This is a genomic window from Streptomyces sp. NPDC052225 (assembly GCF_040679615.1).
GTDB lineage: Bacteria > Actinomycetota > Actinomycetes > Streptomycetales > Streptomycetaceae > Streptomyces.
The window spans coordinates 46,276-71,003 of the sequence record NZ_JBFAVD010000024.1 but is presented as its reverse complement, the minus strand read 5'-3'; the positions used below and the strand labels follow the sequence as shown (position 1 = coordinate 71,003).

Sequence of the window (24,728 nt, the reverse complement as noted above, 5' to 3'; positions counted from 1 at the left end):
TTCGGCCGGTTCCTTGGCCGGTCAGGAACTCAGGATGCGGGCCTTCTCCGTGGCGAACTCCTCCTCCGACAACAGGCCCTGGGCCTTGAGGTCGGCGAGCGCCGTGAGCTGCGAGACACGGTCCGTCGCGGCGGGCGCGGGGACGGGGGCCGCCGCCGGGGGTTGCTGGGCGTAGGCGTTCTGCGCGGCCGCCTGGGCGGCTGCCTGGTCCACCAGCTGTTGCTGCTGGGCCTGGTAGGCCGCCTCCTGCTCCATCTCGCGCTGCGCGCCCCTGCGCTGCATGCGCCCGGACACCGCGGTGGCGGTGCCCGTGATCACGGCGGTGCGCGCCATCGTGCCCAGCAGTCCGGGCCGTCCCATACGTCGAGGAATCACTGACCGTCTCCTTCGCGTGCTGTCTTTTGCCGGGCCGGGCTGTGCGGTCTCAGTCGGCGTCGAGCGCGCCGATCGCCTCGACGACGACGTCCCTCGGGATGCGCTCGAACAGCAGCATCTCGCCCCGCGAATCGCGGACGGCGGCGCCGAGCCGGGCGGCCCAGGTGTTCTCCCAGACGATGACGACGGCCGAAGACTCGGGCGCGAGGCCCTCGGCGACGCCCTGGAGGTCCTCGTCGCTGAGCAGGTCGAACCGGGAGTCGGCGAACTGGCCGAACTCCTCGGCCACCTCGGCGTCGGCGATCTCGACGACGTCGACCGACCCGTCGCCCGACTTCCGTACGAAGGTCAGGTCGAGGATCCGTACGGTGCCGTCCTGCTGCAGCTCGCGCAGCGCGGGCACGATCTCGCCGTTGAAGCGGTTGCCGTCGAAGGCGACCACGGCGACATCGACAGGACCGACCGTGTCGGCCCGCAGACCGCCGGTCTCGTTGGCCACATTGGTCCCACTGGTCACGAGGGAGCCACCTCCAAAGGTGCACAGGCACGGTGCGCGGGCAGGAGTGCGCAAGCCGGAAAGTACAAGTGCGTACAAACCGGATCATAGGTGCGCGTGGAATGCGCGGCGAGCGGTGCCGGAGCGCTGCCGTTACGGCAGATGTGTGGCCGTGCCGCGTGTCGGGCGCGGGTGACCGCCGCGGCACGCACGGCGTTCGGAGGCTGGCCCGGCGGCGACCGCCGTACCGGTCCAGACGAAGGGCGGACGCCCATGACGCAGCACACGTCCCCGGGGCGAGCGCTCCCGCTGCTCCTCGTGGCGGCCCCGCGCGACAAGCATCCGACCGTGATGCGGGAGCTCCAGGACACCCGGTTCACGTACCACCTCGTGCACACCGGGCGGGACGCGCTGCGCGACCTGTACCGGTACCGCCCCGACCTCATGCTGCTCGGCCTGCGCATCACCGACCCCGGACCGTGGGAGGTGCTGCGACGCGTCCGCGAGATCAGCGAGGACCTGCGGGTCATGACGATGGACCGCAAGTACCGGGAGGCCGAGGCGCTGCGCGCGCTGCGGGCGGGGGCCGACGACCTGCTCTGGGGCGACATGCCGATGCCCCTGGCGAGGGAAATGATCATCGCGCGGCTGCGCCGTTCGCTGCCGGTCGAGCCGGCGGACCAGCTGATCGAGGACGGCTATCTGCGGCTCGACGTGCTGGCCCGCGAGGCGTCGGTCGCCAACGCGTTCCTGCCGCTGTCCTCGCTCGAGTTCGACCTGCTCTTCGCGCTGGCCTACAACTCCGGCCAGGTGCTCGGCACCGAGCAGCTGCTGCGGCTCGCCTGGCGCACCCGCCCGGACGGCAGCCCTTCCAAGGTCAAGTACGCGGTGCTCCGGCTGCGCCGCCACATCGAGCAGGCCACCGGCGCCGAGGCTCCGATCGAGACCGTACGCGGCATCGGGTACCGGTACCGGCCGCCGGGCGCGCATCGGTCGTAGGGCCCGGGCCGAACGTCCCTTCCTGCGCCTCGCGGGGCCGCGCAACCCTCGCGCAACCCGTGTGCGACGGCCGGGCCACCGGGCCGTCCCAGAGTCGTGGATGTCGCAGCGAGACCGGCTGCGGCTTCGCGACAGAGCAAGGGACAGCTCGTCAATGACACTCGTAGCGCTCATCCCCGCACACAACGAACAGGACCGCATCGTCGCCACGCTCGCCGGCCTCTACCGGCAGAGCGTGCGCCCGGACCGCATCGTCGTCGTGGCCGACAACTGCGACGACCGCACCGCCCGCATCGCCGGCCACTGCGGCGCCGAGGTCTTCGTGCCGACCGACAACAAGGACAAGAAGGCCGGCGCCCTCAACCAGGCGCTCGTCCCGCTGCTCGCCGAGCTCGACGACGACGCGCAGATCCTCGTGCAGGACGCCGACACCGTCCTCAACCCCGACTTCGTGCGCTGTGCCATCGAGGCCCTGGAGGACGAGACGGTCGGTGCCGTCGGCGGCATCTTCTACGGCGAAGAGGGCGGCGGCCTGCTCGGGATGCTCCAGCGCATGGAGTACCAGCGCTACGCCCTGGAGATACGCCGCAAGAAGAACGAGGCCGTCGTCCTCACCGGCACCGGCACCCTCTTCCGCGCCTCCGTCCTGCGCGAGGTCCGCGAGGCACGGCTCGCCGGCACGATCGGCGGCGGCGAGGGCCACTACTCGCTGGCCTCCCTCACCGAGGACGACGAGATGACGAAGGCCGTCAAGACGCTCGGCCACCGCACCGTCTCGCCGGACGGCTGCTGGCTGACCACCGAGGTCATGCCCTCCGTCCGCAAACTGTGGCACCAGCGGCTGCGCTGGCAGCGCGGCGCCCTGGAGAACCTGCGCGACTACGGCTGGACCTCCGTCACCGCCCCCTACTTCCGCCAGCAGATGCTGCTCGGCGCGGGCACGCTGGCCCTCGCCCTGTTCGCGACGTTCGCCGCCCTCAACCTCGCCCTCGTCGGCTGGGGCGGCCTCTCCCTCTTCTGGACCGCGATCACCCTGCTCTTCGTCGTCGAACGCACCCTGACCGTGCGCCGCCTCGGCTGGCGCGCCGCGCTCCTCGCCCTGCCACTCCTCCCCGAGCTCCTCTACGACGCGTTCCGCCAGGCCGTCTTCGTCCGCTCCCTCATCGACCTGCTGCTGCGCCGGGAGGCCCACTGGGTGGCGACCTGATCCACCCACCCCGGAAAATCCCTGAACCCGGATCCCCGAACCCTGAATCCCGAACCCTGAATCCCTTACGGAAACAAGGAGTTGACCCTCATGTACGGAAGGCCCACGAACGCCGCGATACTCGGCGGCGGCGGAACCGGCGCCCTCGCCGTCACCGGAGCGAACCCGCTCGCCCTGCTCGGCCTCGTCGTCGGCTGCCTCACCCTGATCGCCGCGGGCCTCGCGGTGCGCAGCCTCGTCCCCGTGGTGCGGGGAAAGGACAGGGGTCCCGGCCCGCGCTGACCTGCTTGCCGTTCCGGCAACTTTGTGTGCCGTTCGGCGCGATCCGGCGCAGTATCGACAGAGCAGGCGACACGAGGGACAGGAGGCACCCGGTGACAGACCAGGCAGCTCGCGCAGGACAGCACGAGCACGAGCACCGGCACGGCGAGCGCGACGGGCAGTCGGTCGACGCGATGTTCGAGCCGGCGGGCTGGGACGAGCGGTACGCCGGGCAGGGGCGGTTCTGGAGCGGCAAGCCGAACCCGCAGCTCGTCACCGCCGCCACGGACCTCACCCCCGGCACCGCGCTCGACGTCGGCTGCGGCGAGGGCGGCGACGTCATCTGGCTGGCCGGGCAGGGCTGGCGCGTCACCGGCGCCGACTTCTCGGCCGAGGGCCTGGCCCGCGCCGCCCGTCACGCCGAGGACGCGGGCGTGGCCGACCGCGTCGACTGGTGGCAGGTCGACGCCCGCACCTTCGACGCCGGGAACCGCGCCTACGACTTGGTCACCAGCCACTATCTGCACGCCCCCGACGGCGGCATGGTCGAGGTGACCCGCCGCCTCGCCGGGGCCGTCGCCCCCGGCGGCCTGCTCCTCGTCGTCGGCCACGCCCCGTCGCACGAGTTCTCCCAGCTCTCCGAGAGCCACCGCAAGGCGATGTTCCTCGCCGAGGAACTCCTCCCGGGCCTGCCGGCCGACTTCGAGCCCGTCACCGTGGAACAGCGCACCCGCACCCTCCACCGCGACACCGGTCCGGTCGAGGCGGAGGACTCCCTGCTCCTGGCACGCCGGTCCCGCTGAGACAGGGCCGCCCAGCTCCAAAGGATCCCGCGATCTTGTAATGGATCGTCGCGGGATCCTTTTCTGTTGCCCGGAACCGCTCTCGGGCCTCTTCGGCCGTCTCCCGCAGGATTCGGCGTTTTCGCAGTTCAGGCTCCACGTCGGGCCATGCCTGAAAGGCATGAATCCCAGCCCTGTCAAGTATTTGAGGCTATGGCTGGCTGGCTGCATTCTTGGCCCATCGGAATGCGCGGTTATCGACACCCGAATCTCCGTCGACTTCTCCGCGTACAACAATCCTTTCGATTGGCTGGTTCCCGCATGGCCCGCCCCCTGCCCCTGATCCTCGCCCAGGCGCCCGGCCGCCCGGCCGACGACCTCGCAGGCTTTGCCACCGACGTGGAGCGGCGCGTGAAACCCCACGCACCCGGCGCCCTCGTCGTCTACCCCGAACTGCACCTCGGCGAGAGCGCGCCCGGCGTTCCCGCCGCCCCACAGGAGGCGGCCGAGCCGCTCGACGGCAAACGTGACGCGGCCTTCGCAGAGCTCGCGGGTGATCTGGGCATCTGGCTGGTGCCCGGCAGCGTCTACGAACGATGTACCGACGACCACGTCCACAACACGGCACCGGTCTATTCACCCCAGGGTGAACGCCTCGCCGCGTACCGCAAGATCTGCCCGTGGCGCCCGTACGAGACGACCACTCCGGGCAACCGGTTCGAGGTCGTCGACCTCCCCGGGGTCGGCCGCATCGGCCTTTCCATCTGCTACGACACCTGGTTCCCGGAGATCTCCCGCCAACTGGCCTGGATGGGAGCGGAGTTGATCGTCAACGTGGTCCGCACGTCGACGAGCGACCGCGCACAGGAAGTCGTCCTCAATCGCGCCAACGCCATCGCCAATCAGGTGTTCGTCGCCAGCGTCAATTCCGCCGCCCCTTCCGGGACGGGCCGCAGTCTCGTCATCGATCCCCAGGGCACGGTGCGCGCCGAAACCGTCGATGCCGGCGACTCCACACTCACCGACGTGATCGACCTCGACGAGGTGAGCAACGTCCGCCGCTACGGCACCGCGGGCCTCAACCGGATCTGGGACCAGTTCCGCCCCGGTGACCCGGCCCTCGAACTCCCGCTCTACGGGGGCCGTATCGACCCCGCGACCTGGAACCCCGCCCACACCACCGAGGAGCCGCCGCGATGAACGACGAGACCACCGAGAACACCATGAGACTGGAGGGCGACCTGAGTCTCCTCTCCGTCGTCCTGTTCGGCCTGGCCTACATCTCCCCGGGCATCGTCGTCACGATCTTCGGCGTGGTCGCCGCCACCAGCGGCGGCGCGGCTCCCACCGCGTTCGCCATCGCCACCCTCGCCATGCTGCTCACCGGGCTGAGTTACGCGAAGATGGCACGCGCCGTGCCCGGCGCGGGGTCGGTCTACACCTACGCCCGCACGATGCTCGACAGCCGCATCGGGTTCCTGTCCGGCTGGGCGATGCTGCTCGACTACTTCTTCATCCCGATGGTCGGCTGGCTGATCACGGCGATCTACTTCAACGCCCAGTTCCCCGAGGTACCCAAGTGGGTCTGGCTGATCGTCTCGGTGGGCCTCACCACCGCGGTCAACGTCTTCGGCATGAAGCTCGCGGACCGCGTCAACAAGGTCCTGATGTTCATCGCCCTGGGATCGCTGGTCCTCTTCGCCACCCTGTGCGTCGTCTTCCTCGGCAAGCACGGCTCCTCCGCCCCCGCCACGGACGCCGTGTGGAACTCCGGGACGTCGATCGGCGCGGTCACCGCCGCCGCTGCCATCGCCGCCTACTCCTTCCTCGGCTTCGACGCCGTCTCCACGCTGGGCGAGGAGGCCAGAGGAGGAGCGCGGACGATCGGCCGCGGCATCATCGGCTGCGTCATCGCCGCCGGAGCGATCTTCATCGTGCTGTCCTTCGTGATGCAACTGGTCCACCCCGGCGCGAAGTTCGCCGACGTCGACGCGGCCGCCTACCACCTGAAGGTCCAGGTCGGCGGCGAGACGTACGCCGAGATCATCAACTTCGTCACCATCGCCGGATCCATCGCCTCCTGCATCGCGCTGCAAGCCTCCGCCGCCCGCCTCATGTACGTCATGGGACGCGACGGCGCGCTGCCCAAGGCCGTCTTCGGGAAACTGTCGGCGAAGACGGGCACGCCCGTCCTGAACCTGCTGCTCACCGCGGCCGCCGGTGTCATCGCGATGAAGCTCGACCTGACCACGGCCACCTCGTTCATCAACTTCGGCGCCTTCCTCGGCTTCACCCTGGTGAACGTCTGCGTGATCGCCCACCTGGTCCGAGAGCGCCGCAGCGGCCGCACCCCCAACCTCTTCTCGTACCTGGTGATGCCGGCCATCGGCGCCGGAGTCTCCGTCTACCTGCTCACCAAGCTCGGCGACGACGCCCTGCGGATCGGTGGCGTCTGGCTGGCGATCGGCGTCGTCTACCTGGCCGCCCTGACCAAGGGCTTCCGTCGGCCCGCGCCGGAGATGACCTTCGACGACGACACCGCGGCCACGGATGCGGCCACCGTGTAGCGGCCCCTCCGGATGCGCGCCGTGCAGGGGCGATGCCGGCGGCCTGCACGGTCATGTCCGGGCCGGCTGGGTCAGCGGCCCGGTGCGGGGGCGGCCGAAACCATGGGGGAGAGCTTGTTGGACTCGGAAACGGCCGCGCTCCAGCCGAATTCGTTGTTGTCGCTGAAGTAGTAGTAGGTGGAGCCGTTGGGCATCATCGCGATGGTGATGCCGCCGAACCCGGACATGAACGGGACGTGGAACGGCTGGGTGTACGCGGGGTCGTCCGAGGACGTGAACTCTCGCCCCCAGAAGCCGTTCTGATAGTGCATCGGCGTGGTGCCCGTGGTGGTGGCCCCGCGTTCCGACGGGTTCCGCTGCAGGGAGTCGGCCAGCAGGCCGGGGTGCAGGACCTGGGTGCCGCCCACCGCGCCGCCGTCGTTGTTCAGGAACTTGCCGAACTTGGCGACATCGTCCTGGGTCCAGAACATCCCGTACCCGCCGAAGGGGACGCCGTCAGCGCTGTTGTCCGTACGGGAGGAGACGCGGGCGTCCGGGCTGATGCCGATCGGGGTGAGGACGTCGTCGCGGAGCATGTGGAACAGGTCCGCGCCCGAACCAGCCCGGTTCCGGAGGTAGTTGTTCATCGCGCGGGCGGCCAGGAAGGTGTCGGAGGTGTGGTAGACCCACTTGCTGCCCGGCGCGGCCTTGCGACGGAAGGACAGCGCCGTGTCCCTTTTCGTGGCGTAGGGCTCGGCCAGGAAGAAGTCGGACATGGTGTTGCCCGCCTCGTCGACCTCGTAGCCCGCCGAGGTGTAGTTGCCGGTGGTCATGTCCAGGGTCTGGTCGAGGGTGACACCTGACCAGGCGGCCTTCCCGGCGGCTTCCGGTATCAGGTCGGCCAGGCGCTCGTTCGCGACACCGGCGCCGTAGCGCTGGGCGAGCCGGAGCAGGGCCGTGCCGGCGAAGGCGGACTTGGCGGTGGAGTAGGAGGGCAGCAGCATCTGCCCGCAGAACGGGTACTGGCCCTGCCTCGTCCGACAGCCGCCGACGTAGTTCACGCCGTCGTAGTAGAAGCCGTAGGTGCTGAGTGCGCCGGGAGTGATTCCCGCGCCGAACTTCGCGGTGTCCACGCCGGCGCCGGGGTGGTCGGTGGCGAGCTGCGCGATGGGTTTGGTGGGCAGCCGCCCTGCGACCTCGGCCGCGTAGGCGTCGCGCGCGGCTTCGCTGCCGGGAACGGTGCCCGGCCGGTAGGTGGCGGCCACCTGACCCCACATGTCGAACTGGTGATAGGTGCAGGTTTCCGCGGTGATCTGGTAGCGGACCCGGGAGACCGATGACGCATCGAAGAGGAAGGAAAGCACCCCGTTGTGCACGCAGTTGGCGTTCCGCTCGACCAGCGCGAAGGGCAGTGCGGCGCGCGTGCGGCCGCCGTCGCCGTCTTCCTGCCAGGCCCGGCCGGCCCCCACGGCGAGGTTCCAGGCGATGTTCCCGGTGTAGCGCAGCCCGCGGACGGTGGGGACGAGGTGACTGCCGTTCTGTACGAGGGTGGCACTGAACGGCGGGAGGTGTCGGGTGGCCTCGGTGTCGGAGTAGCCGTAGGGGTCCTTCAGCTTGCGGTAGCCGCCGGCCGTGGCGGTGCCGTCGAGGCTCAGGGTGCCCTCGAAGGTGTGGGCGGGCGGCGCCGCCTCGGTGGGCAGGGCGAACGCGCTGTCCGAAACGGTGTCGTCGGGGGCGGCGGCGCCGGAGAGCTGAGCGGCGGTGAGGACCGTACGCGGCACGGCGCCGCTGCCGGTCAGCGGATCGCCCGGCACCGGGGACGCGCTCCCGGCGAGCACGGGGGACGGAGCCGTGAGCATGCCGGCGAGCAGCGCGGTGAGCAGTGCCGTGACCGTCGCAAGACATCGCAGACCGCGGGGGCGGCGGGCGGCCGGACTGGAAGTCATGGGTGTCCCTCTTCCGGAGCGGGGGCTGTTGTTGCGGCATGGTGTGTGCGCGCAACGAGAGGTGTCCAATACCTGTCAGGACTGGCCACGGTGTCCGGGAAGCATCGGGGCAGGTGCTGCGGTGGAACACGATGCGTCGTCGGACCGGTGGACGGGACGTCAGGACTGGGTGAACTCCCCGGGAACGGCACGGCAACCGCTCGCCGGTGGTGCCGTCGTCCTGCTTCCGGCGGGTCGGGTTCAGCTCCCCGCTGCCTGCGGTCCGTACTGCTCGACGCAGAAGCGAGCCAGGCCGGTGGCGAAGGACTCGATGGTGCGCAGCGCGTAGTGGCCGGCGTCCCAGGCCGCGTGCAGCCGGATCTGCAGGGGCTCCCCGTGGTGGTCCAGGATCAGGAGCGGACGCAGCCCGAAGCGGGGGTCGTCGGAGACGACGGCGATACCGTGACCGGAGGCGGTCATCGCCTGGGCGACCTGCGGGGTGTCGCACTCCAGGACGATGTCGAGGAAACTGCCCGCGTCCTGCACCGCCTGGTCCAGGATGCGGCGGGTGCCGTGCGCGAGGGTGAGGACGATCAGCGGTTCACCGGTCAGTTCCTGGATGGTGATCCGGTCCCGGTTCGCCCAGGGGTGGGTGGGCGGCACATAGGCCCACAGCGGCAGCCGGGCCACGGGCAGCCCGGTGTAGCGGCGGCGCGGCGGGGCCGAGGAGATCGCCACGTCGGCGCCGCGGGTGAGGGCCTGGTAGGCGCGTACCGGGCTCTCCGCCTGCACGGTGACCAGCGGGTCCTCCGGACCCCAGGTGGCCAGGAACGGGGCGATCACATCGGTGATGGTGGTGGTGGGGGCCGCCACGGTGATCCGCATCGCACGGCCGGACGCCAGTGAGCCGGCGGCGGCGAGGGCGGTGTCGGCACGTGTCACGAGGTCCCGGGCGAGCGGCAGGAATCGGCGGCCGGCCGCCGTGAGTTCCATCCGTTTGCCCGTGCGATCGAACAGGGTCACTCCCAGGGACGCCTCGAGTCCGCGCAGCTGGCGCGAGAGCGAAGGCTGGGCGATATGGACTTCGGCTGCTGCCCTGGTCACCGAGCCGCTCTCGACGACCGCCAGGAAGTAGCGCAGCACCCTCAGCTCCACAACGAACCTCCTGCTCATGCCTCGTGAGCATGAAAGCCGACCTCATCAAGTACGTGAGGTCATAGCTTAGGGGCGGGCCGGATGAAGGGCAGGGCCCGCCCTGAGGAGCTCAGAGCCAGTCGCGCCGCTTGAAGATGAAGTACAGGCTGGTGCACACGGTGGCCATCAGCGCGATGGACAGGGGATAGCCGAGCGCCCAGTGCAGCTCCGGCATGTGGTCGAAGTTCATGCCGTACACCGTCCCGACCAGCGTCGGGGCGAAGAGGATCGCGGCCCAGGACGAGATCTTCTTGATGTTGTCTTCTTTGCCCCATTCACCAGCGTGTTTGGGCTGCGAAGGCTGCCTGACTTGGGGTGATGCCTCTTTCTACGTCTTTCACGCTCGTTCAGTTTTGTGTAGCCGTTTCTCCCCAGGCGCTCCCCACGGGACTTGGTTCTCCCCAGATTCTCCCCAGCGAGCTTGCTCGGTAGGTGTGCGTCGTGAGGGTTCAAGGTCCGGTGCCTGGTCACTCTGCACACCGGCTGAAACTTCGATGTACGTGCCCGACCAGGTCCGCACGGCGGAGACGCGTCAATCTGTTCCCGATCAGGCATCATGTGGAGTGCGTGGCGATCCTTGAGCTCATTGAGAAGGCTTGTTGACCTGCGGTTTTGTGGAAGCAGAGATAAATTCGACGTCTTTCCCTGATGGAAACAGTTCGAGGCGTGATGGCTTGCCCATACGGACTGTGGCCTGGGCTTTTCCGATGCGGCGCCTGATTGTTTCCTGTTCTGCTGGCAGGGCGTCCTGGGAGTCCTGACGTTGAAGTGACGCCCATTCTGACGGGCTTTCAGGCGGGGGGCGACGCGGACACGGTCGGCTATCAGCGATGGGACGGGCGCGGTGAAGCGGGTGGCCGAGACGCTCCGGCCGAGCTCGTCGCTGGTAGCCGACCGGCTCAGCTTCCACAGCCCACCGCCTTCAGCAAGCTCTTCCACCGTCACACTGGCCACTCCCGGATCTGGATTCGGGGGGGGGCAGCCGGGAGTCGACGCTGAACATCAGGCTGATCAGGCCCGTAACGCGTGCCGCCTACGCGTTGAAGTCGAGGGGGGGGCGACGAACTGTCCGACCTCCAGTCGTAGCTGTGGCGGAGACTCCTCGCGCGAGGCAGCTTTGGAATCGGGCATCTGCTTCGGTACGGGCGATGCACATGCGGGTGATTTCCTCTTGGCTCTGCCGCGCGAGATCCACACGGATCGATGATGTGAGCGCTTGCCGCTAGCAGTTGTTTCCTCCGTATCCGAAATCTGATGGTCAAGGGCGTGAAAGAGTCGGAGGGGGAGTGCGTACGCCCGCCGCGCTGAGGCAGGGAATGCTTGCGCACGGAGACGTGAGAGAAGCTGCGTTGGTGTGCGGCGGAGGAGGCACCGTGGTACCCCGGCCAGGTGGCGAGACGGACAAGTTCGGCAATCGTTACGAGATGGCCTGGACGGTAAGGCATGCCCTATACCTGCTCCTCGGCCGGGCGGACTCGATCACCCTCGAGCCCGGTGGTGCCTTGGGGGAGGGTGCCGAGTTCGCCTTGCGCCGGAACGGGCGAACCGAGGTATGCCAGGTCAAGCGGCAGAACGGCAATGCCGGCACCTGGACTGTGGCCTCCCTCCGGGACAAAGGCATCTGGAACCACCTGCGTGCTCATGTCGAAGCAGGCGATGACTTCCACTTCGTCTCACTGGTACCGGCCCGTCCGATCCAAGAGCTCGCCGACCGGGCCCGCCGCTCGGACGATTACGACGCCTTCGCCCGAGAATGGCTGACGGACGAGCTCCAAGGACACCTCGACGCCCTTGCCGCCCCTGACATCTACGGCTCTAGGCGGACGGCCTGGCAGATGCTGCGAGGTCTCTGGGTGGGATGCCACGACGAAGCCGATGTCGTCCATGTCAATGCCGCCCTGGCGGAACTGGTCCTCGCTGGAGCTTCTGGCCCGCTCGCTGCCCTGGCGCTCGCCGATCTCCTCATGAACAACTTGGGAACTACGCTCGATGCCCAGACCATCACACGGGGGCTGGCCGCTCATGGTCTGCGACGGAGGCTTCTGACCGACGACAGTGCCGTGGCCGAGGCGGTGGGCGAGGTGACCCGCCGTTGGGCCGCGGCCGTCGAGCGTGAACTGCTCCGGCCCGCCATCGAACGGGTAGAAGCCGGACAGCTGGTGGAACGGATCACTGGAGCCCCCGGTGAGAGCACCTTGGTGACGGGCACTGCGGGTGGTGGCAAGAGCGCAGTGCTGCACCAGGGATATCGTGCGCTCGACGCGCAGGGCACCCCGGTGCTCGCATTTCGCCTGGACCGATTGGACCGATTCTCATCCACACATGAGCTGGGCCGGAAAATCGGCCTTCCGGTCTCTCCGGTCAGCGCGCTCGGGGCGGTGGCGGACGGACGTCCCTGCGTACTGATCGTTGACCAACTGGACGCCATCAGTCTGGCCTCCGGCCGGATGCCCGACACCTTTGACACTGTCGCCGACATGGTGCGCGAAGCTGCGGCGTTCCCTGACATGCACGTCGTCATGGCCTGCCGTGAGTTCGATGTCCACGCCGATCACCGCATCCGCCTGCTCATCGACCGGGACCACTGCGCGCAACTCACCGTCGCTTCTCTCACCGACGATCAGATCGACGCGGCTCTGGCGGGGATGGGGCTGAACCCCGACCGGCTGGGGCCAGACCTGGCCCGCCGGGCGTTGTTTCGGTCGCCACTCCACCTCGCCCTCCTGACGCACGTCGAAGACCGTGCCGAGGCCCTCTCGTTCCGTACGCCCTTGCAGCTGTTCGATGCCTTCTGGGACGCCAAACAGCGGAGCTGCAGGGCCCGGCAGCCTGCCGTGAAATTCGCTGAGACGCTGACAGTGATCGCGGAGGCAATGAGTGCGAGGCAGCGCCTCTCCGTACCTCATACCGTGTTCGATGAGGGCGATCTTGCGGTGAGCGGAGATGTGCTGGTCTCGGAGCACGTCTGCGTACGCGACGGACGGCAACTGGCCTTCTTTCATGAGTCGTTCTTCGACTATGCCTTCGCACGCAGCTGGATCCGCCAGGGCGAGACATTGACCGGTTTCCTCTCGGGCGGAGAGCAAGAGCTCTTCCGCCGAGGGCAAGTCCGGCAGGTACTGCACCACCTGAGAGAACTGGAACCGGAACGGTTTGTCGAGGAAGTCGAGGAACTGCTGACCACCCCGGAGGTCCGCTATCACCTCAAGGAGACAGTGCTGTCGCTGCTCCGAGACCTCGAAAATCCCACCGCGTTGGAATGGGACGCCGTCAGTCGTGTGCTCGATACCAGGCCCCCGTTCGGGGACCATCTTGCAGCCGCGGTGAGCACCGGTCCGTGGTTCGTCCGTGCGGACGAACGGGGCGCCGTCGCGGACTGGCTGGATGGTGACGACCAGCAGGAACACGCCTGGTCGCTCCGGCTCATGCAAGGAGCGGCCAAGAAGCTTCCCGATCGCCTCGCCGAGATACTGGCACCGCACACCTCGCATGACGCGTACAGGAACTGGCTCGGAGGAGTTGTCATCTCCGCTCGGCTGTCAGACAGTCGGCCACTCTTCGACCTGCTCCTCGAGGCGGTGAGGGACGGTCGCTTCGCCTTTCGTGAGCACGGCCTCTGGTACACGGTGGGCGACCTGGGCCAAACCCGGCCCGAATGGGCTGTGGAGTTGCTCGCCTTGTTGTTGTCCCGGGATTCCGGTGCGCTTGATCTCGACGGTGACGGCAGGGTCGCAGGGCTTCTCGGCCGGGACCAGATGGCCCTCCGCATGGTGACTGCCGCAGCATCGGGCGCACCCGAGACCTTCTGCGAGCAGTTGCTGCCTGTACTGCTGGACGTCATGGCAGTAGCCGCCTACCCAGAACGGCCCGGATGGCCAGTCATGGACAGGCACTTCGCCTTCCGTTACCCGGACGAGGGGCCCAGAACTCTGGACGGAGCGCTCTTCCAAGGAGCTGCCACCGCACTGCGGGTGATCGCGGGCAGAGACCCGGAACGCGTCCGCCCATTCGTGGACACACTCGCTGCTACGCATTACGACGCCGCGCAATGGCTGCTCTACCAGGCGCTGATCGCAGCGGGGCCGGCCCTTGCGTCCCGGGCGGGGGAGATCGTTCTCCAGAACAGGAAGCGGCTTCTCTGCGGCTATGCGAGCAGCGTGGTGTGGGGCACGCGGGAAGTTCTTCAAGCGGTGGGGGACACCCTGCCCGGGGACATGTTCCGCCGCCTGGAGGAAGCGCTGTCCTACCTGCGGCTCCCTCCGGACGATGAGTTCGCGCCCTGGCAGGAGTTCACTCTGCTGACGGCACTGCCCGAACGGCGCCTCTCAGCGCGGGCAGTACGCCGCCTCGAGGAACTGCGCAGGCGATTCGGTGGCGTGCAGCAGCCTGACGAACCAGAAGGCATCACATCCGGCTTCATCGGGCCACCCGTCCCACTGGAATCGGCACGACGCATGAGCGATGCCCAGTGGTTGGGCGCCATGCGGAAACACAACGAGGAAAGGACCAACATGCGCGCTTTCACTGGCGGCGCGCATGAGCAGGCCAACGTACTGCAGGACATGACAGCGGCCGATCCGGGCAGGTTCGCCCGCCTCGCGTTGAGCATCGACGCGGCGACGAATCCTGAGTATGGGGCGGCGTTGCTGCGTGGACTGGGCGAGGCGGAGCCGCTGTCGGACCCCAGTGACGTGTTCGAGGCCGTACGTCACCTTGCGAGGCTGGGGAAGCCGGAACACGACCGCTGGTTGGGGCAGGCTCTGGGGAAGTACTTGGATTCCGTGCCGGCAGATCTTGTTGAGGCGTTGCTGGACCGTGCGCTCTCCTCGACCGGCACCGACACTGTGGCCGCTCACGAACCTGATCTCGGCGACCCCGATCCGTACTTTGTCGGGATCAATTCAGTACGAGGCAGTGCGGCCGAGAGTCTGGGCAATCTGCTGATCCATGACCAGGACGGCTCACGGGCCGCCTTGGTGGTGCCCCACCTGGACCGGCTTGCCGCAGATCCGTCCCCGGCGTTCCGGTCGTGCGTGGCGCATCTTCTGCATGCCGCTCTGCGCCACGACCGGGATGCGGTGGCAGCGGCCTTCACCGCGCTGATTACGGGCTTCGACCGGATTTTGTCCACGCGGCACGTGGTCCGCCTGGCCATCGCGTTGGCCCACGGGGATCCTGCGATCGGCAGGTTCGTGGCGCACCGGATGCTGCGTTCGGCCGAGGATGATGTGCGCAGGGTGGGTGGATCGATCGCTGCGTTGGCCGCGATGCAGTGGGAGATGCCTGACCTACTGGAGACGGTCCTTGCCGGGAACGACGGCCCGCAGCGGCGGGGTGCCGCGGAGGTATGTGCCGCACGCCTGGCGAATGCGGGTGACACCGCTCTGGCCCATCGGGCACTCACCTGCTTCTTCCATGATCATGAGGAAGACGTGTGCAGTACCGCGGCCGCTGTGGCCGCAGCACTGCGAGGGCGGCGGCTGAACCGCTTCCGCTCCACCCTGACCGAGCTGATAGGCTCCCCGGCCTTCAGACCGGCCCTGCCGCAACTGCTGATCACGCTTGAGAACGCTCCGGATCGCGTCGACGATCTACTCCTGATGTGCGTGAGACGGTTCATCGATGAGTACGGCCCGGCGTCTACCGATCTCGCGACTCATGCCGCGGCCGATGCCCACCACGTCGGCGGGTTGTTGGTTCGTGCATACGCCCAGGCCGTTCGAGCCGGGCGCCGTTCGGAGATCCTCGACCTCCTGGACGAGCTGTTGCTCCTCGGGTCGTACGGAGTGGCAGAGGCGGTCGCGGGCGTCGATCGGAGATAGCAGCGACCCTCATGTGAGGTGCGGATCGCCATGGTCCAACTCTCTTTGCTCCCTTAGAGGTCATTTCACTTGGTGATGCGACGGCTGAAGAAAGTCGCTGCGATGGGACCAACGAGGCTCGGCACACTGGGCACCATGAGGAGCGTTGAACGACCTGCGTGGGGAGAGGGGCATGAGCAATGGGGCAAGAGCTCACAGTGCTAGCGATCTTCGGAGCTATAGCGGTCGGTCTTGATGTCGCGGCGTTCTACCTTCTGAGAGCATGGCCTGCTGGCAATCGCCCGCGCCATGAAGGCGTCCAATCCACGGCACGATGCACCTTCCTCCAGGTCTTCGACGGCGGTGTGTCACTCCACTTTGAGTACCAGGTGAGAGGCGTCGCATACTGCGGCGAATCTTCCATACTGTCGATTACAGGGACCGCCCCCGGGCAGGACATGGCCATCGTGTATGACCCGGCCCGGCCTTCGCACCCCGATGCCGAGGCGTGTGTGGCGGTCAACAGCACTAATCTGCTGGCGTTTCTCGCCCTGGCTGCTGTGGGTATCGGCCTGTCCTGCTTTACGGCGGTCTATCTCGGCGTAGTCGTTCAGTGAATCGGCAGCTCAGCGGTGAGTCTGCGGTGGCATATGAGGGTTGCTGCGATCGCGGTGAAGGCGAGGAAGTGCTCGGGTTTCCGCTCGTAGCGACGGTGGAGCCGCCGGCAGCCGGACAGCCATGACACGGTTCGTTCTACCACCCAGCGGTGTCGACCCAGCCGTTGGGAGGATTTGATTCCTTTGCGAGCGATGCGGCGCTGGATACCGCGTGAGGACAGCCAAAGTTGCAGGTGGTGGTAGTCGTAGCCCTTGGCGCCGTGCAGCTTGCCGGGCCGGCGACGTCGCGGACCCCGGCGGGAGCGGATCGGTGGAATGCCGCGGACGAGCGGGATGAGGGCCTGGCTGTCGTGGAGGTTCGCTGCGGAGATCCCGATCGACAGCGGCAGTCCCTGGCGGTCGACGGGGTGGATTTTCGATCCGCTCTTGCCGCGGTCGGTCGGATTCGGTCCCGTCAACTGCCCCCTTTGAGGGCCCTCACGCTGACGGAGTCGATCGTGCACCGCGACCAATCCGGCCCGCCCCGTGCACCGAGTTCATCCAGGACCAAGCGGTGGAGCTTTGCCCACACTCGCGCCTCGGTCCACTCGGTGAACCGACGAAAGGCAGTGACCCCGGGCAGGCCGAACCCTGGCGGCAGTTGGTTCCACGTGCAGCCGGACGTGGCCACAAAGATGATCGCGGCCAAGACCTCCCGATCCCCTCGCCGCCGGTGCCCGCCAGCCTGCGGGCGTTGCGGAGGCGGCGGAACCACTCGCTGGAACAACACCCACAGATCCTCCGGCGCCTACCGTTCGACAAGCGCGGCAGTCACCACCCCAGAATGCCGCAAGATCACACCAACTGAAATGACGTCTTAAGAGTTGGCGATCTGGCCCGATGCTTGGGACGAGTCGTGGAAATCCGCAGGAAGGGCCACGTACGGTGATCGAATGGTGGCGATACTGCGGTGCACCCCAGGTGAGGCCAAGTTCCTTGGTAGCCGGAAGCGGCAGGAGCAACTCGATGCCGGCTGGGAGTCGGTCGGAGAACGTAACGAGTGGACGAGCAGGCATGTCGTCCTGGTGGTGACCGGCCAGGCGAGAGGCCGACCGCTCGTCGAGTAAGTGGGGCAGGCCCGGAGCGGTCGCTCTGCCGGGACCTTCCGGCGTGTGGTCGAGGTGACTCAACTCCATCGGGTCGTGCCTCCGGTCTCGATGGAAGATCTGTCCGACCAGCTTCCGCTCCGACACAGGGATGCCGTCGACCGGTCCGGTGTGCTGACGAAGCGGTCCGACGAAGAGCTACGGAACGGCCTCACCGCGCTTCGTGCGGATCTGGCCGCGGTTATCGCCCGGTTGCAGGAAAGAGTGGGCGGTGTCCGGATCCTCGGCAGAGTGCGGGAGCTGTTCCTGGAGCAGCGGGATGCCACCGGACTGGCACTTCAACTGGGCGGATTCGACCGGAGCATCATCGAAGAGGCGCAGTTCCCCGAAGAGGGTGGGGATCAGACACCCGTTCTTGCCACCCTGTCGGGACATCCGGCGCATGAGGATCACCTCGTCGCGCGCGATGCGCAACGCTTCTGATCACCATGAGCCCACGGACTGACGATCCAGCTGCCGGCGAACTCCTCGTCCGGGCGTGCTCCGCAGACGGTGGAAGTCCTGAGACCCATTCGGGTGCCTTGGCCCAGCGGTGGCTATCCGCGCGCGCGGCCTGATCGCTGGCGGCTACCTGGGCAGACGACAGATCAAGCACATCCGGCACCGACCCGTCCGCCCGTACGTCGTCGCGAACAATGAGTAGCTGTACGGATACGCAAACCGCCTGCCCCTGCAAGGATCACGCTCCTGGTCGAGGAGGTACTGGATGGGCAAGCGGCGGCGAAGCAGGCGAGTCGGCTATCTCTTGGTGCATGGTGTCGGCAACCAGCACAAGCACTCCGGTACGGAGAAGTCCGTGCTGCGGCACATGGGGCAGGGAATTCTGGCCCCGATCGTGGGTGTCTACGGCCCTGAGGCTGTCGAGTGGAACGAGGTGCCGGAGCAGCACTCCTCTGATGCTGAGGCTTCATATGGCGTTCCAGCCCATGCGATTGCCCGGCTTCGGGTCAGGGGCAGGTCGGTTGGACAGGTGCTGATGGCGGAGGCGGTCTGGTCCGATCGCTTTCAGCGGCCCCGGTGGTGGTCTCGCTGGCTGCTGACCGCCGTGTACCTCGCACGGTGTCTTCCGACGGTCCTCCTCCTCGTCGGGCCCGATCGGCGAGACCGCGGGATGCTCTTCTACGACGAGCCCGACGGACAGCGACGCGGATTCTGGAGTGTCTTACGTGACGGGCTGAGTTTCACGTTCTTTGCGAGCCCGGAGTACCGGCACATCGGCCGCTTCGCGTGGAGGCTCATGACGCTCTTGGCCGCGTTGGGCGGTCTGGTCGCCCTGACACTTGCGCATCCCTGGGGTGCGCTCGCACTGGTTATCTGCGTGCTGGTGTTGTTCGGTACGCGGCTGAACGTCGCCGATCACGTGATCACCGCAGCGGCGCGGGAGCACGAGCGCGAACGCCTACTGGACTACCTGGAAGACAGGTTGAAGTGGCTGGAGTCCCGGTGTGACGACATCGTGATCGTTGCGCATTCGCAGGGAGGTTACCTGGCTCACCAACTCCTCGCTCGCAACGGAGGGCGCAATCAGAAGAAGGTGGTCCGACTGGTCGCGGTCGGTTCGGGTCTCAAGCCGATCTGGATTCTGAGGCAGACCCGGAACCCCGTCGTCGCGGCAGTCGCATGGCTGCTTCCCCTCGCCTCGGTCAGCATGGTTTGGGGCACCGCTCCGCTGCTGGACCCTGGCTTGTCATCGACTGCGGCAGGCTTTCTGTCCACAAGTGCCAGCGCAATGACCCTGTTCACCTTGCCCGTTGGCGCGCTGACTCCGGAAGTTGGATCCTCGGCGATGCGGGACATGGTCGAGCCGTGGCGTGGACTTCTGGGGGATCTCTATCCGGTCGGGCAGATGTCGGCTACGCATTGGGCAGTCACTGCCTTGAGCGTGGTGCTGGGCCTGCTGTGCGGTCTCCTGATCAAGCATCACGTTCTCCCGTACCATCGCGACAAGCTGGCCCTGCCAACCTGCGATTCGCGCGGCAAGCCAGTTGCATGGCAGGAGTTCAGCAGCCAGCACGACCTGGTCGGGCGCATGCTCTTGCCGGCTCTTCCTGCGGGCGTTGAACAGGATGCGGTCCCCTTGCACGGGCACCCGTTGCGGGACCACACGGCGTATTTCGATCGTCGGGGTTTGCTTGTCCGGCTCTTGGCGGGGTCCCTCCTCGCCGACCTGGAGACGGCCACCCAGTGGAACCTTGGTGCCCGGGTGTGGAAGGAGCATGTCTCCCGCTACGAGACCGCCTTGCGCCGACAGCATGACCGTCGGCGTCTGTTCCAGGCGCTCCTCACTCTGTGGGCGGCGGCGCTCCTGCTGCTCCCGCAGTTGGCGCACGGGGCGAACCTGTTCGAATCCGTCGTCGACAAGTGGCTCCCGATCGCCGTGGTCAGCGTCCTGCTCAGTGCCCTGTTCACGTGGCGTGGTCGCAAGAGCCATCGGCGGCTCATCGCCGCGTTGGACGCCGAACTCAGCGGCACCCCGGAGCCTACGGTTCCGGTCCATCTGCTTCGCCCGGCGAACCGGATGACGCCTGCTGCAGCCCTGGCCATTTCGTCGATGTTCGCGCTCTTCGGCGGCGTAGGGCTGACGATCCTGAAGCAGACGTACCCCCAGCGGATGGTGCCTTCCCCAGGACTCATGACCATGGCGGCGGTCGCCCTCGCCGTCCTCGCCGCAGCGGTGGCCTCCGGCTACAAGGTCAAGCGTCGGTGGTTGTTCGGCGCGACTGCGTTGACCACACTTCCCGTGCTCATGACGCCTGCGACGGAAGTGCCAGGGCTGCCGCTGTGGGCCACGATCCCCGGAGTTACGGTCTCAGCCTTTGTGGCTGCTGCCACTGTTGTCGCGGCGATCTCGCTGACCCGCGCGGCGCCAATCTCGCTGCCTCGCGCCATGGCGCGTGAACCTAGCTGACGCCGTCTGGCTACTGCCCCTCGTCGCCCCCCGAAGAGGGGCAGCGCAGGCATTTCGTGGGGAGTATGGGGGATGAGTGAGCCGGATGAGGCCGTGGACGGCAGTGGCCAGTCGGGGTGGGGGTGACGACATCGCCCGATCGGCTGAGTGCTGCTATAGCCGGTGCGACGGGCCGTCGGAACGGCCAGGGGTGCACCGCTGCGATCAACCCACACCTACCTGAGGGCTTGATTGGTTCTCCCCAGATTCTCCCCAACGGTGGGTGGAGGGTGAATTGCCTGGTCAGAGGCTCGTTGGAGACAAGTAGACGAGATCACCCGCATCACTTCTCCCCAGAGACTCCCCAAGGGCTGATTTCGCCCTGGTCCGTGAGCGGTGCGAGAGGTCACACAAGAGATGAGCTTGGCAACAGCGGCTCAGAGCCAGTCCCGGCGCTTGAAAATCACGTACAAACTGACGCAGACCACCCCCATGAGGCCGATTGCAAAGGGGTATCCGAAGCTCCAGCCCAACTCGGGCATGTTCTCAAAGTTCATGCCGTAGATGGTTCCGACGAGTGTGGGTGCAAAGAGAATTGCGGCCCAGGACGAGATCTTCTTGATCTCCTCGTTCTGCTCGAACCCCGCCTCCGCCAGGGCCCGCATCTCCGCGTTCTGCTGCTGCGTCACGAGCGTCGCGTTCACCGTGAGGATGTCGGTGAGGGCCTGGCGGAAGCCGTCGACGCGTTCGCTGGTGTGGGTGACGTGGTCGGCGACGTCGCGGAGGTAGCGCTGGAGTTCCTCGTCCGTGCCGTACTTCGCGAAGCCCGCCATCAGGCCGTGCAGCATGCCGACCAGGGGGCGGGTCGCGCGCTGGAACTCGACCATTTCCCGGGAGAGTTCGTAGATGCGGCGGGAGACCTCGGGGGCGCCGGAGAAGACCTCCGTCTCGATCTCGTCGATGTCGTTCTGGACGCCGTCGACGACCGGGGCGTAGCCGTCGACGACCGCGTCGAGGATGGCGTAGAGGACCGCTTCGGGGCCCAGGCGCAGGAGTTCGGGGGTGGCCTCCATGCGGCGGCGGACGGCCGACAGGTCGGGGGCCGCGCCGTGCCGGACCGTGATCAGGAAGTCGGGGCCGACGAAGACGTGCAGCTCGCCGAAGTCGACCTCCTCCGGCGCGTCCAGGTACCGGGCGGCGCGCAGGACGACGAAGAGGGTCTCGCCGTAGCGCTCCAGCTTCGGGCGCTGGTGTGCCTCGAGGGCGTCCTCGACCGCGAGCTCGTGCAGGTCGAACTCGGCCGCCAGCGACTTGAGTTCGGCCTCGGTGGGGCGGGCGAGGCCGATCCAGGCCACCGTGTTCGGCTTCTCGCGCAGTTGGCGGTAGGTGTCCGTGAGGGTGTCGGGGCTCGCCACGCGCACCCCGTCCCGGTACAGCGCCGCGTGCACCACACTGTCCGCCTCCTGCGGTGCCGCGGTGGCGTCCCCGGCGGGCTTCCGCGGCGCCTCGGGCTTCGGCCGGGGGTCCGCGCCGCGCCGCCAGGCGTACCGGCGCCCGCCGTGCCGGCCGCCGTGGCCCGGTCGCTCCTGCCGTCGCGGCATCGCCGCCTCCTTCAGCCGTGGGGTCCCGGGCAGCCTAACCAGCGAAGGTGACGCACCTCCGCATCGGCATCGAGGACAGTTACTGTCCTCCATCCCCGCTACCGTCGGCGTATGACGACGAAGCCGATGACCACCCGCGCCCTGGGCCGATCCACCCTGGAGCGGCAACTGCTGCTGCGCCGCAGCGCGCTGACCGCCGAACAGGCCGTCGCCCACCTCGTCGGCCTCCAGGCCCAGGAGGTCCGGCCGCCGTATCTCGCGCTCGCCGCCCGGCTCGACGGCTTCACCCCCGCCGAGCTCTCCGACGGCCTGGAGGCACGGCGCCTGGTCCGCCTCGTCACCATGCGGTCCACCATCCATCTGCACACCGCCGACGACGCCCTGACGGTGCGCCCGCTCGTCCAGCCCGCCAGGGAGCGGGAGTTGAGGATGTTCCGCAAGGGCCTCGACGGGGTGGACCTCGCCCGGCTCGCCGCCCTGACCGAGGCGTACGTCGTCGAGGAGGCGCGCACGCCGAAGCAGATCAGGGAACTGCTCCTGAAGGAGTGGCCCGACGCCGACCCCCTCGCCCTCACCATCGCCGCCCGCTGTTCCCTGCCCCTCGTCCAGGTCACCCCGCGCGGACTGTGGCGGCGCAGCGGCGGCGTCCGGCTGACCACCGCCGAGCACTGGCTGGGACGGCAGGCCGGGCCGGCGCCCACCGCCGACGACACCGTCCTGCGCTACCTCGCCGCCTTCGGGCCCGCCTCCGTGAAGGACTTCCAGCAGTGGGCCGGCCTGACCCGCACCAAGGAGGTCTTCGAGCGGCTGCGCCCCCGGCTCGTGACGTTCCGCGACGAGCACGGTGTCGAGCTGTTCGACCTGCCCGACGCGCCGCGCCCCGACGAGGACACCCCCGCACCGCCCCGGCTGCTCGCCGAGTTCGACAACCTCCTGCTGTCGCACGCCGACCGCACCCGCGTGATCCACGAGGCCGACCGGGGTCGCAACTGGCAGGTGAACACCGCCTACTTGACCTTCCTCGTCGATGGTTTTCTGGCCGGGCTGTGGACCCTGAAGGAGAGCGAGGCAGGCAGCGTCGTCACCTTGGAGCCCTTTGCCGCGCTCACCCGGGGCCGGCGCGAGGAACTCGTCGCCGAGGCCGAGCGCATGGCCGCCGTCCTGGAGGCACCCGGCCCCGTCACCGTGGACTTCGGCACCGTACGGACCTGAGGCTCGTGAAGGCCGACGGCGTCAGTCCGCCCGGCCCGTCGCCGCCACCGTCACCCCGAGCCCGATCAGCGCGAAGCCGCCCGTGCCGCCGATGAGCGACAGGCGTCGGTCGGAGCGCGCGAACCAGGTGCGCGCGGCCGACGCCGTCAAGCCCCACAGGGTGTCCGTGACCAGGCCGATCGTGATCGGTATCAGGCCCAACAGGAGCATCTGGGCGGGAAGCCGGCCCGCCTCGTGGTTCACGAACTGCGGCAGGACCGCCGCGAAGAACACGATGCCCTTCGGGTTGGTGACCCCCACCAGGGCGCCGTCGAGCACCGTGCGCAGATCGCCGCGCGGCGGTCCCACCGGGCCGCTGATGTCCGACGCCTTCATGTCCCGGCGGTGCCGGAACGCCTGTATGCCCAGGTACACCAGGTAGGCCGCGCCCGCGAGCTTCACCGTGACGAACAGGGCCGCCGAGCGCTCCACCAGCGCGCCGATGCCGAGCGCCACCGCCACCACGAGCAGATACGAGCCGAACACATTGCCCAGCGCCGTCGCCACCGCCGTGCGTCGGCCGTGCGCCAGCGCCCGGCCGATCACGAACAGCACGCTCGGGCCCGGGATCACGATCACCAGCAGCGACATCGCCGCGAACGCCAGGAACCGATCCGTCGAGACCATCCGCCCCACCCCGCACACCATCGAAGACACCCCGAAGTCCCCATTGAAGACCATCCCACCGACAATGGCACCGGGATCCCGTTCTAGGGTCGCCGCCATGGAACTGCGCCAGCTCGCCTACTTCGTGACCGTCGCCGAAGAACTGCACTTCGGGCGGGCCGCCGAGCGGCTGCACATCGTGCAGTCCGCCGTCAGCCAGCAGATCCGCCGGCTCGAACGGGAGCTGGGCACCGACCTGTTCGACCGCTCGCCCCGCCACGTGCGGCTCACCGGCGCCGGTGAGCGCCTGCTGCCCGAGGCGCGCGCCGTGCTCGCCGCCGCCGAACGGGCCAGGGCGGCCGTGGCCCGGCGCACCGCCCTGCGGGTCGGTACCAGTACCGGGCTCGGCGAACACCTGGACCGCGTGCTCGGCGCGTACGCCGTCCAGGAGCCGGACATCGAGGTCGAGCTGGTCTCGGCGCCTCCCGCGCAGCGCCTGCGGCAGGTGCGCGACGGGCGCCTCGACGCGGCGTTCCTGCGGTCAGGGCCCGAAGGACCCGAGGCGTCGGACGGGCTGCGCGCCGTTCCCGTATGGCCGGAGCCGCTGGTGGCGGCCCTGCCCGCCCGCCACCCGCTGGCCGAAGCCGCCGAGGTGTCCGTCACCGACCTGGCCGGCCTCGCGCTCAGCCTCACCCGGCGCGACAACCACCCCGCCCTCGTCGACCTCGTCGTGGGCGCCTGCCACGACGCCGGGTTCGAGCCGCGGCCCGGACCCACCACCGGCACCCTCCAGGACACCCTCGCCACCATCGGCACCGGCACCACCCCGATCTGGACGGTCGTGTACGCCGCCCACGCGCGCGTGGTCCACAGCTCCCGGGTCGCCTTCGTGCCGTTCGCCGCGCCCGGACTCGCCCTCACCACGGTGCTCGTGACCCGCACCGAAGGCTCCGACGCCGCCCTCGACGCGTTCCGGAAAGCGTGCCTGAGCAGCGGCGATCACGATCACTGATCGCTGCGCTCACGAACTGCTTC

The 24,728-nt window shown here is 68.3% G+C and carries 19 protein-coding genes and 1 pseudogene; 12 read left to right on the top strand and 8 right to left on the bottom strand.

What is annotated here, in order from left to right; translation table 11 throughout:
- Nucleotides 1–21 precede the first annotated feature (21 nt).
- Nucleotides 22–375, bottom strand: a complete 354-nt coding sequence (locus tag AB0L37_RS29370) for an SHOCT domain-containing protein (protein WP_365511840.1) — start codon at nt 373–375, stop codon at nt 22–24.
- A 49-nt stretch (nt 376–424) separates the two neighbouring features.
- Nucleotides 425–892, bottom strand: a complete 468-nt coding sequence (locus AB0L37_RS29365) for a DUF6325 family protein (protein WP_365511837.1) — start codon at nt 890–892, stop codon at nt 425–427.
- Nucleotides 893–1,144: 252 nt separating this feature from the next.
- On the opposite strand from AB0L37_RS29365, the gene AB0L37_RS29360 reads away from it, so the two are divergent.
- From AB0L37_RS29360 to AB0L37_RS29335, 6 genes are all read left to right on the top strand, one after another.
- Complete coding sequence (locus tag AB0L37_RS29360; RefSeq protein ID WP_365511834.1) at nt 1,145–1,870, top strand: response regulator transcription factor; 726 nt, start codon at nt 1,145–1,147, stop codon at nt 1,868–1,870.
- A 154-nt stretch (nt 1,871–2,024) separates the two neighbouring features.
- Complete coding sequence (locus tag AB0L37_RS29355; protein WP_365511831.1) at nt 2,025–3,077, top strand: glycosyltransferase family 2 protein; 1,053 nt, start codon at nt 2,025–2,027, stop codon at nt 3,075–3,077.
- A 90-nt stretch (nt 3,078–3,167) separates the two neighbouring features.
- Nucleotides 3,168–3,359: a hypothetical protein gene (locus AB0L37_RS29350; RefSeq protein ID WP_365511828.1), complete on the top strand. Its 192-nt coding sequence runs from the start codon at nt 3,168–3,170 to the stop codon at nt 3,357–3,359.
- 92 nt (nt 3,360–3,451) lie between these two features.
- On the top strand, nt 3,452–4,141 hold the full coding sequence (locus AB0L37_RS29345) for a class I SAM-dependent methyltransferase (protein ID WP_365511825.1): 690 nt from the start codon (nt 3,452–3,454) through the stop codon (nt 4,139–4,141).
- A 300-nt stretch (nt 4,142–4,441) separates the two neighbouring features.
- Complete coding sequence (locus AB0L37_RS29340) at nt 4,442–5,320, top strand: carbon-nitrogen hydrolase family protein (protein ID WP_365511823.1); 879 nt, start codon at nt 4,442–4,444, stop codon at nt 5,318–5,320.
- Nucleotides 5,317–6,687 carry an APC family permease gene (locus tag AB0L37_RS29335; protein WP_365511820.1) on the top strand — a complete coding sequence of 457 codons (1,371 nt, stop codon included), beginning with the start codon at nt 5,317–5,319 and terminating at the stop codon, nt 6,685–6,687. Before AB0L37_RS29340 ends, AB0L37_RS29335 begins: the two co-directional genes overlap by 4 nt.
- Nucleotides 6,688–6,758: 71 nt before the next feature.
- Here AB0L37_RS29335 and AB0L37_RS29330 read toward each other — a convergent pair whose 3' ends face one another.
- The 3 genes and pseudogenes from AB0L37_RS29330 to AB0L37_RS29320 all read right to left on the bottom strand — a co-directional run.
- Nucleotides 6,759–8,612, bottom strand: coding sequence for a hypothetical protein (locus AB0L37_RS29330; RefSeq protein WP_365511817.1), 1,854 nt, complete (start codon nt 8,610–8,612; stop codon nt 6,759–6,761).
- 240 nt (nt 8,613–8,852) lie between these two features.
- Nucleotides 8,853–9,764, bottom strand: a complete 912-nt coding sequence (locus AB0L37_RS29325) for a LysR family transcriptional regulator (protein WP_365511814.1) — start codon at nt 9,762–9,764, stop codon at nt 8,853–8,855.
- Nucleotides 9,765–9,855: 91 nt separating this feature from the next.
- Nucleotides 9,856–10,041, bottom strand: a pseudogene (locus tag AB0L37_RS29320) (CorA family divalent cation transporter); the annotation flags it as partial.
- 1,168 nt (nt 10,042–11,209) lie between these two features.
- On the opposite strand from AB0L37_RS29320, the gene AB0L37_RS29315 reads away from it, so the two are divergent.
- Together AB0L37_RS29315 and AB0L37_RS29310 are read left to right on the top strand one after the other, a co-directional pair.
- Complete coding sequence (locus AB0L37_RS29315; RefSeq protein ID WP_365511811.1) at nt 11,210–15,607, top strand: hypothetical protein; 4,398 nt, start codon at nt 11,210–11,212, stop codon at nt 15,605–15,607.
- Between the two features lie 179 nt (nt 15,608–15,786).
- A complete protein-coding gene (locus tag AB0L37_RS29310) occupies nt 15,787–16,203 on the top strand; it encodes a hypothetical protein (RefSeq protein WP_365511808.1) in 417 nt (138 codons plus the stop codon).
- On the opposite strand, the gene AB0L37_RS29305 is transcribed toward AB0L37_RS29310, so the two are convergent.
- Nucleotides 16,197–16,978, bottom strand: a protein-coding gene (locus AB0L37_RS29305) for an IS5 family transposase (RefSeq protein WP_365512022.1) whose coding sequence is annotated in 2 segments (ribosomal slippage) — nt 16,197–16,667 and nt 16,670–16,978 — 780 coding nt in all. Because the reading frame shifts where the segments join, the coding sequence is not laid out codon by codon here. The two genes, AB0L37_RS29310 and AB0L37_RS29305, sit on opposite strands and share 7 nt — an antisense overlap.
- Before the next feature lie 376 nt (nt 16,979–17,354).
- On the opposite strand from AB0L37_RS29305, the gene AB0L37_RS29300 reads away from it, so the two are divergent.
- Both AB0L37_RS29300 and AB0L37_RS29295 read left to right on the top strand, forming a co-directional pair.
- Nucleotides 17,355–17,771 (top strand): hypothetical protein, encoded by a 417-nt coding sequence (locus tag AB0L37_RS29300; protein WP_365511805.1) that lies wholly within the window; start codon nt 17,355–17,357, stop codon nt 17,769–17,771.
- A 283-nt stretch (nt 17,772–18,054) separates the two neighbouring features.
- Nucleotides 18,055–20,256 (top strand): hypothetical protein, encoded by a 2,202-nt coding sequence (locus AB0L37_RS29295; RefSeq protein ID WP_365511802.1) that lies wholly within the window; start codon nt 18,055–18,057, stop codon nt 20,254–20,256.
- 416 nt (nt 20,257–20,672) lie between these two features.
- Here AB0L37_RS29295 and AB0L37_RS29290 read toward each other — a convergent pair whose 3' ends face one another.
- Nucleotides 20,673–21,836, bottom strand: a complete 1,164-nt coding sequence (locus tag AB0L37_RS29290) for a magnesium and cobalt transport protein CorA (RefSeq protein ID WP_365511800.1) — start codon at nt 21,834–21,836, stop codon at nt 20,673–20,675.
- A 111-nt stretch (nt 21,837–21,947) separates the two neighbouring features.
- On the opposite strand from AB0L37_RS29290, the gene AB0L37_RS29285 reads away from it, so the two are divergent.
- Nucleotides 21,948–23,048, top strand: coding sequence for a winged helix DNA-binding domain-containing protein (locus AB0L37_RS29285; protein WP_365511797.1), 1,101 nt, complete (start codon nt 21,948–21,950; stop codon nt 23,046–23,048).
- 21 nt (nt 23,049–23,069) lie between these two features.
- Here the strand turns inward: AB0L37_RS29285 and AB0L37_RS29280 are convergent, their stop codons facing one another.
- Entirely contained in the window at nt 23,070–23,714 is a 645-nt protein-coding gene (locus tag AB0L37_RS29280) for a LysE family translocator (RefSeq protein ID WP_365511794.1), read from the bottom strand.
- Nucleotides 23,715–23,811: 97 nt separating this feature from the next.
- On the opposite strand from AB0L37_RS29280, the gene AB0L37_RS29275 reads away from it, so the two are divergent.
- Nucleotides 23,812–24,705 (top strand): LysR family transcriptional regulator, encoded by an 894-nt coding sequence (locus tag AB0L37_RS29275; protein WP_365511791.1) that lies wholly within the window; start codon nt 23,812–23,814, stop codon nt 24,703–24,705.
- Nucleotides 24,706–24,728 lie beyond the last annotated feature (23 nt).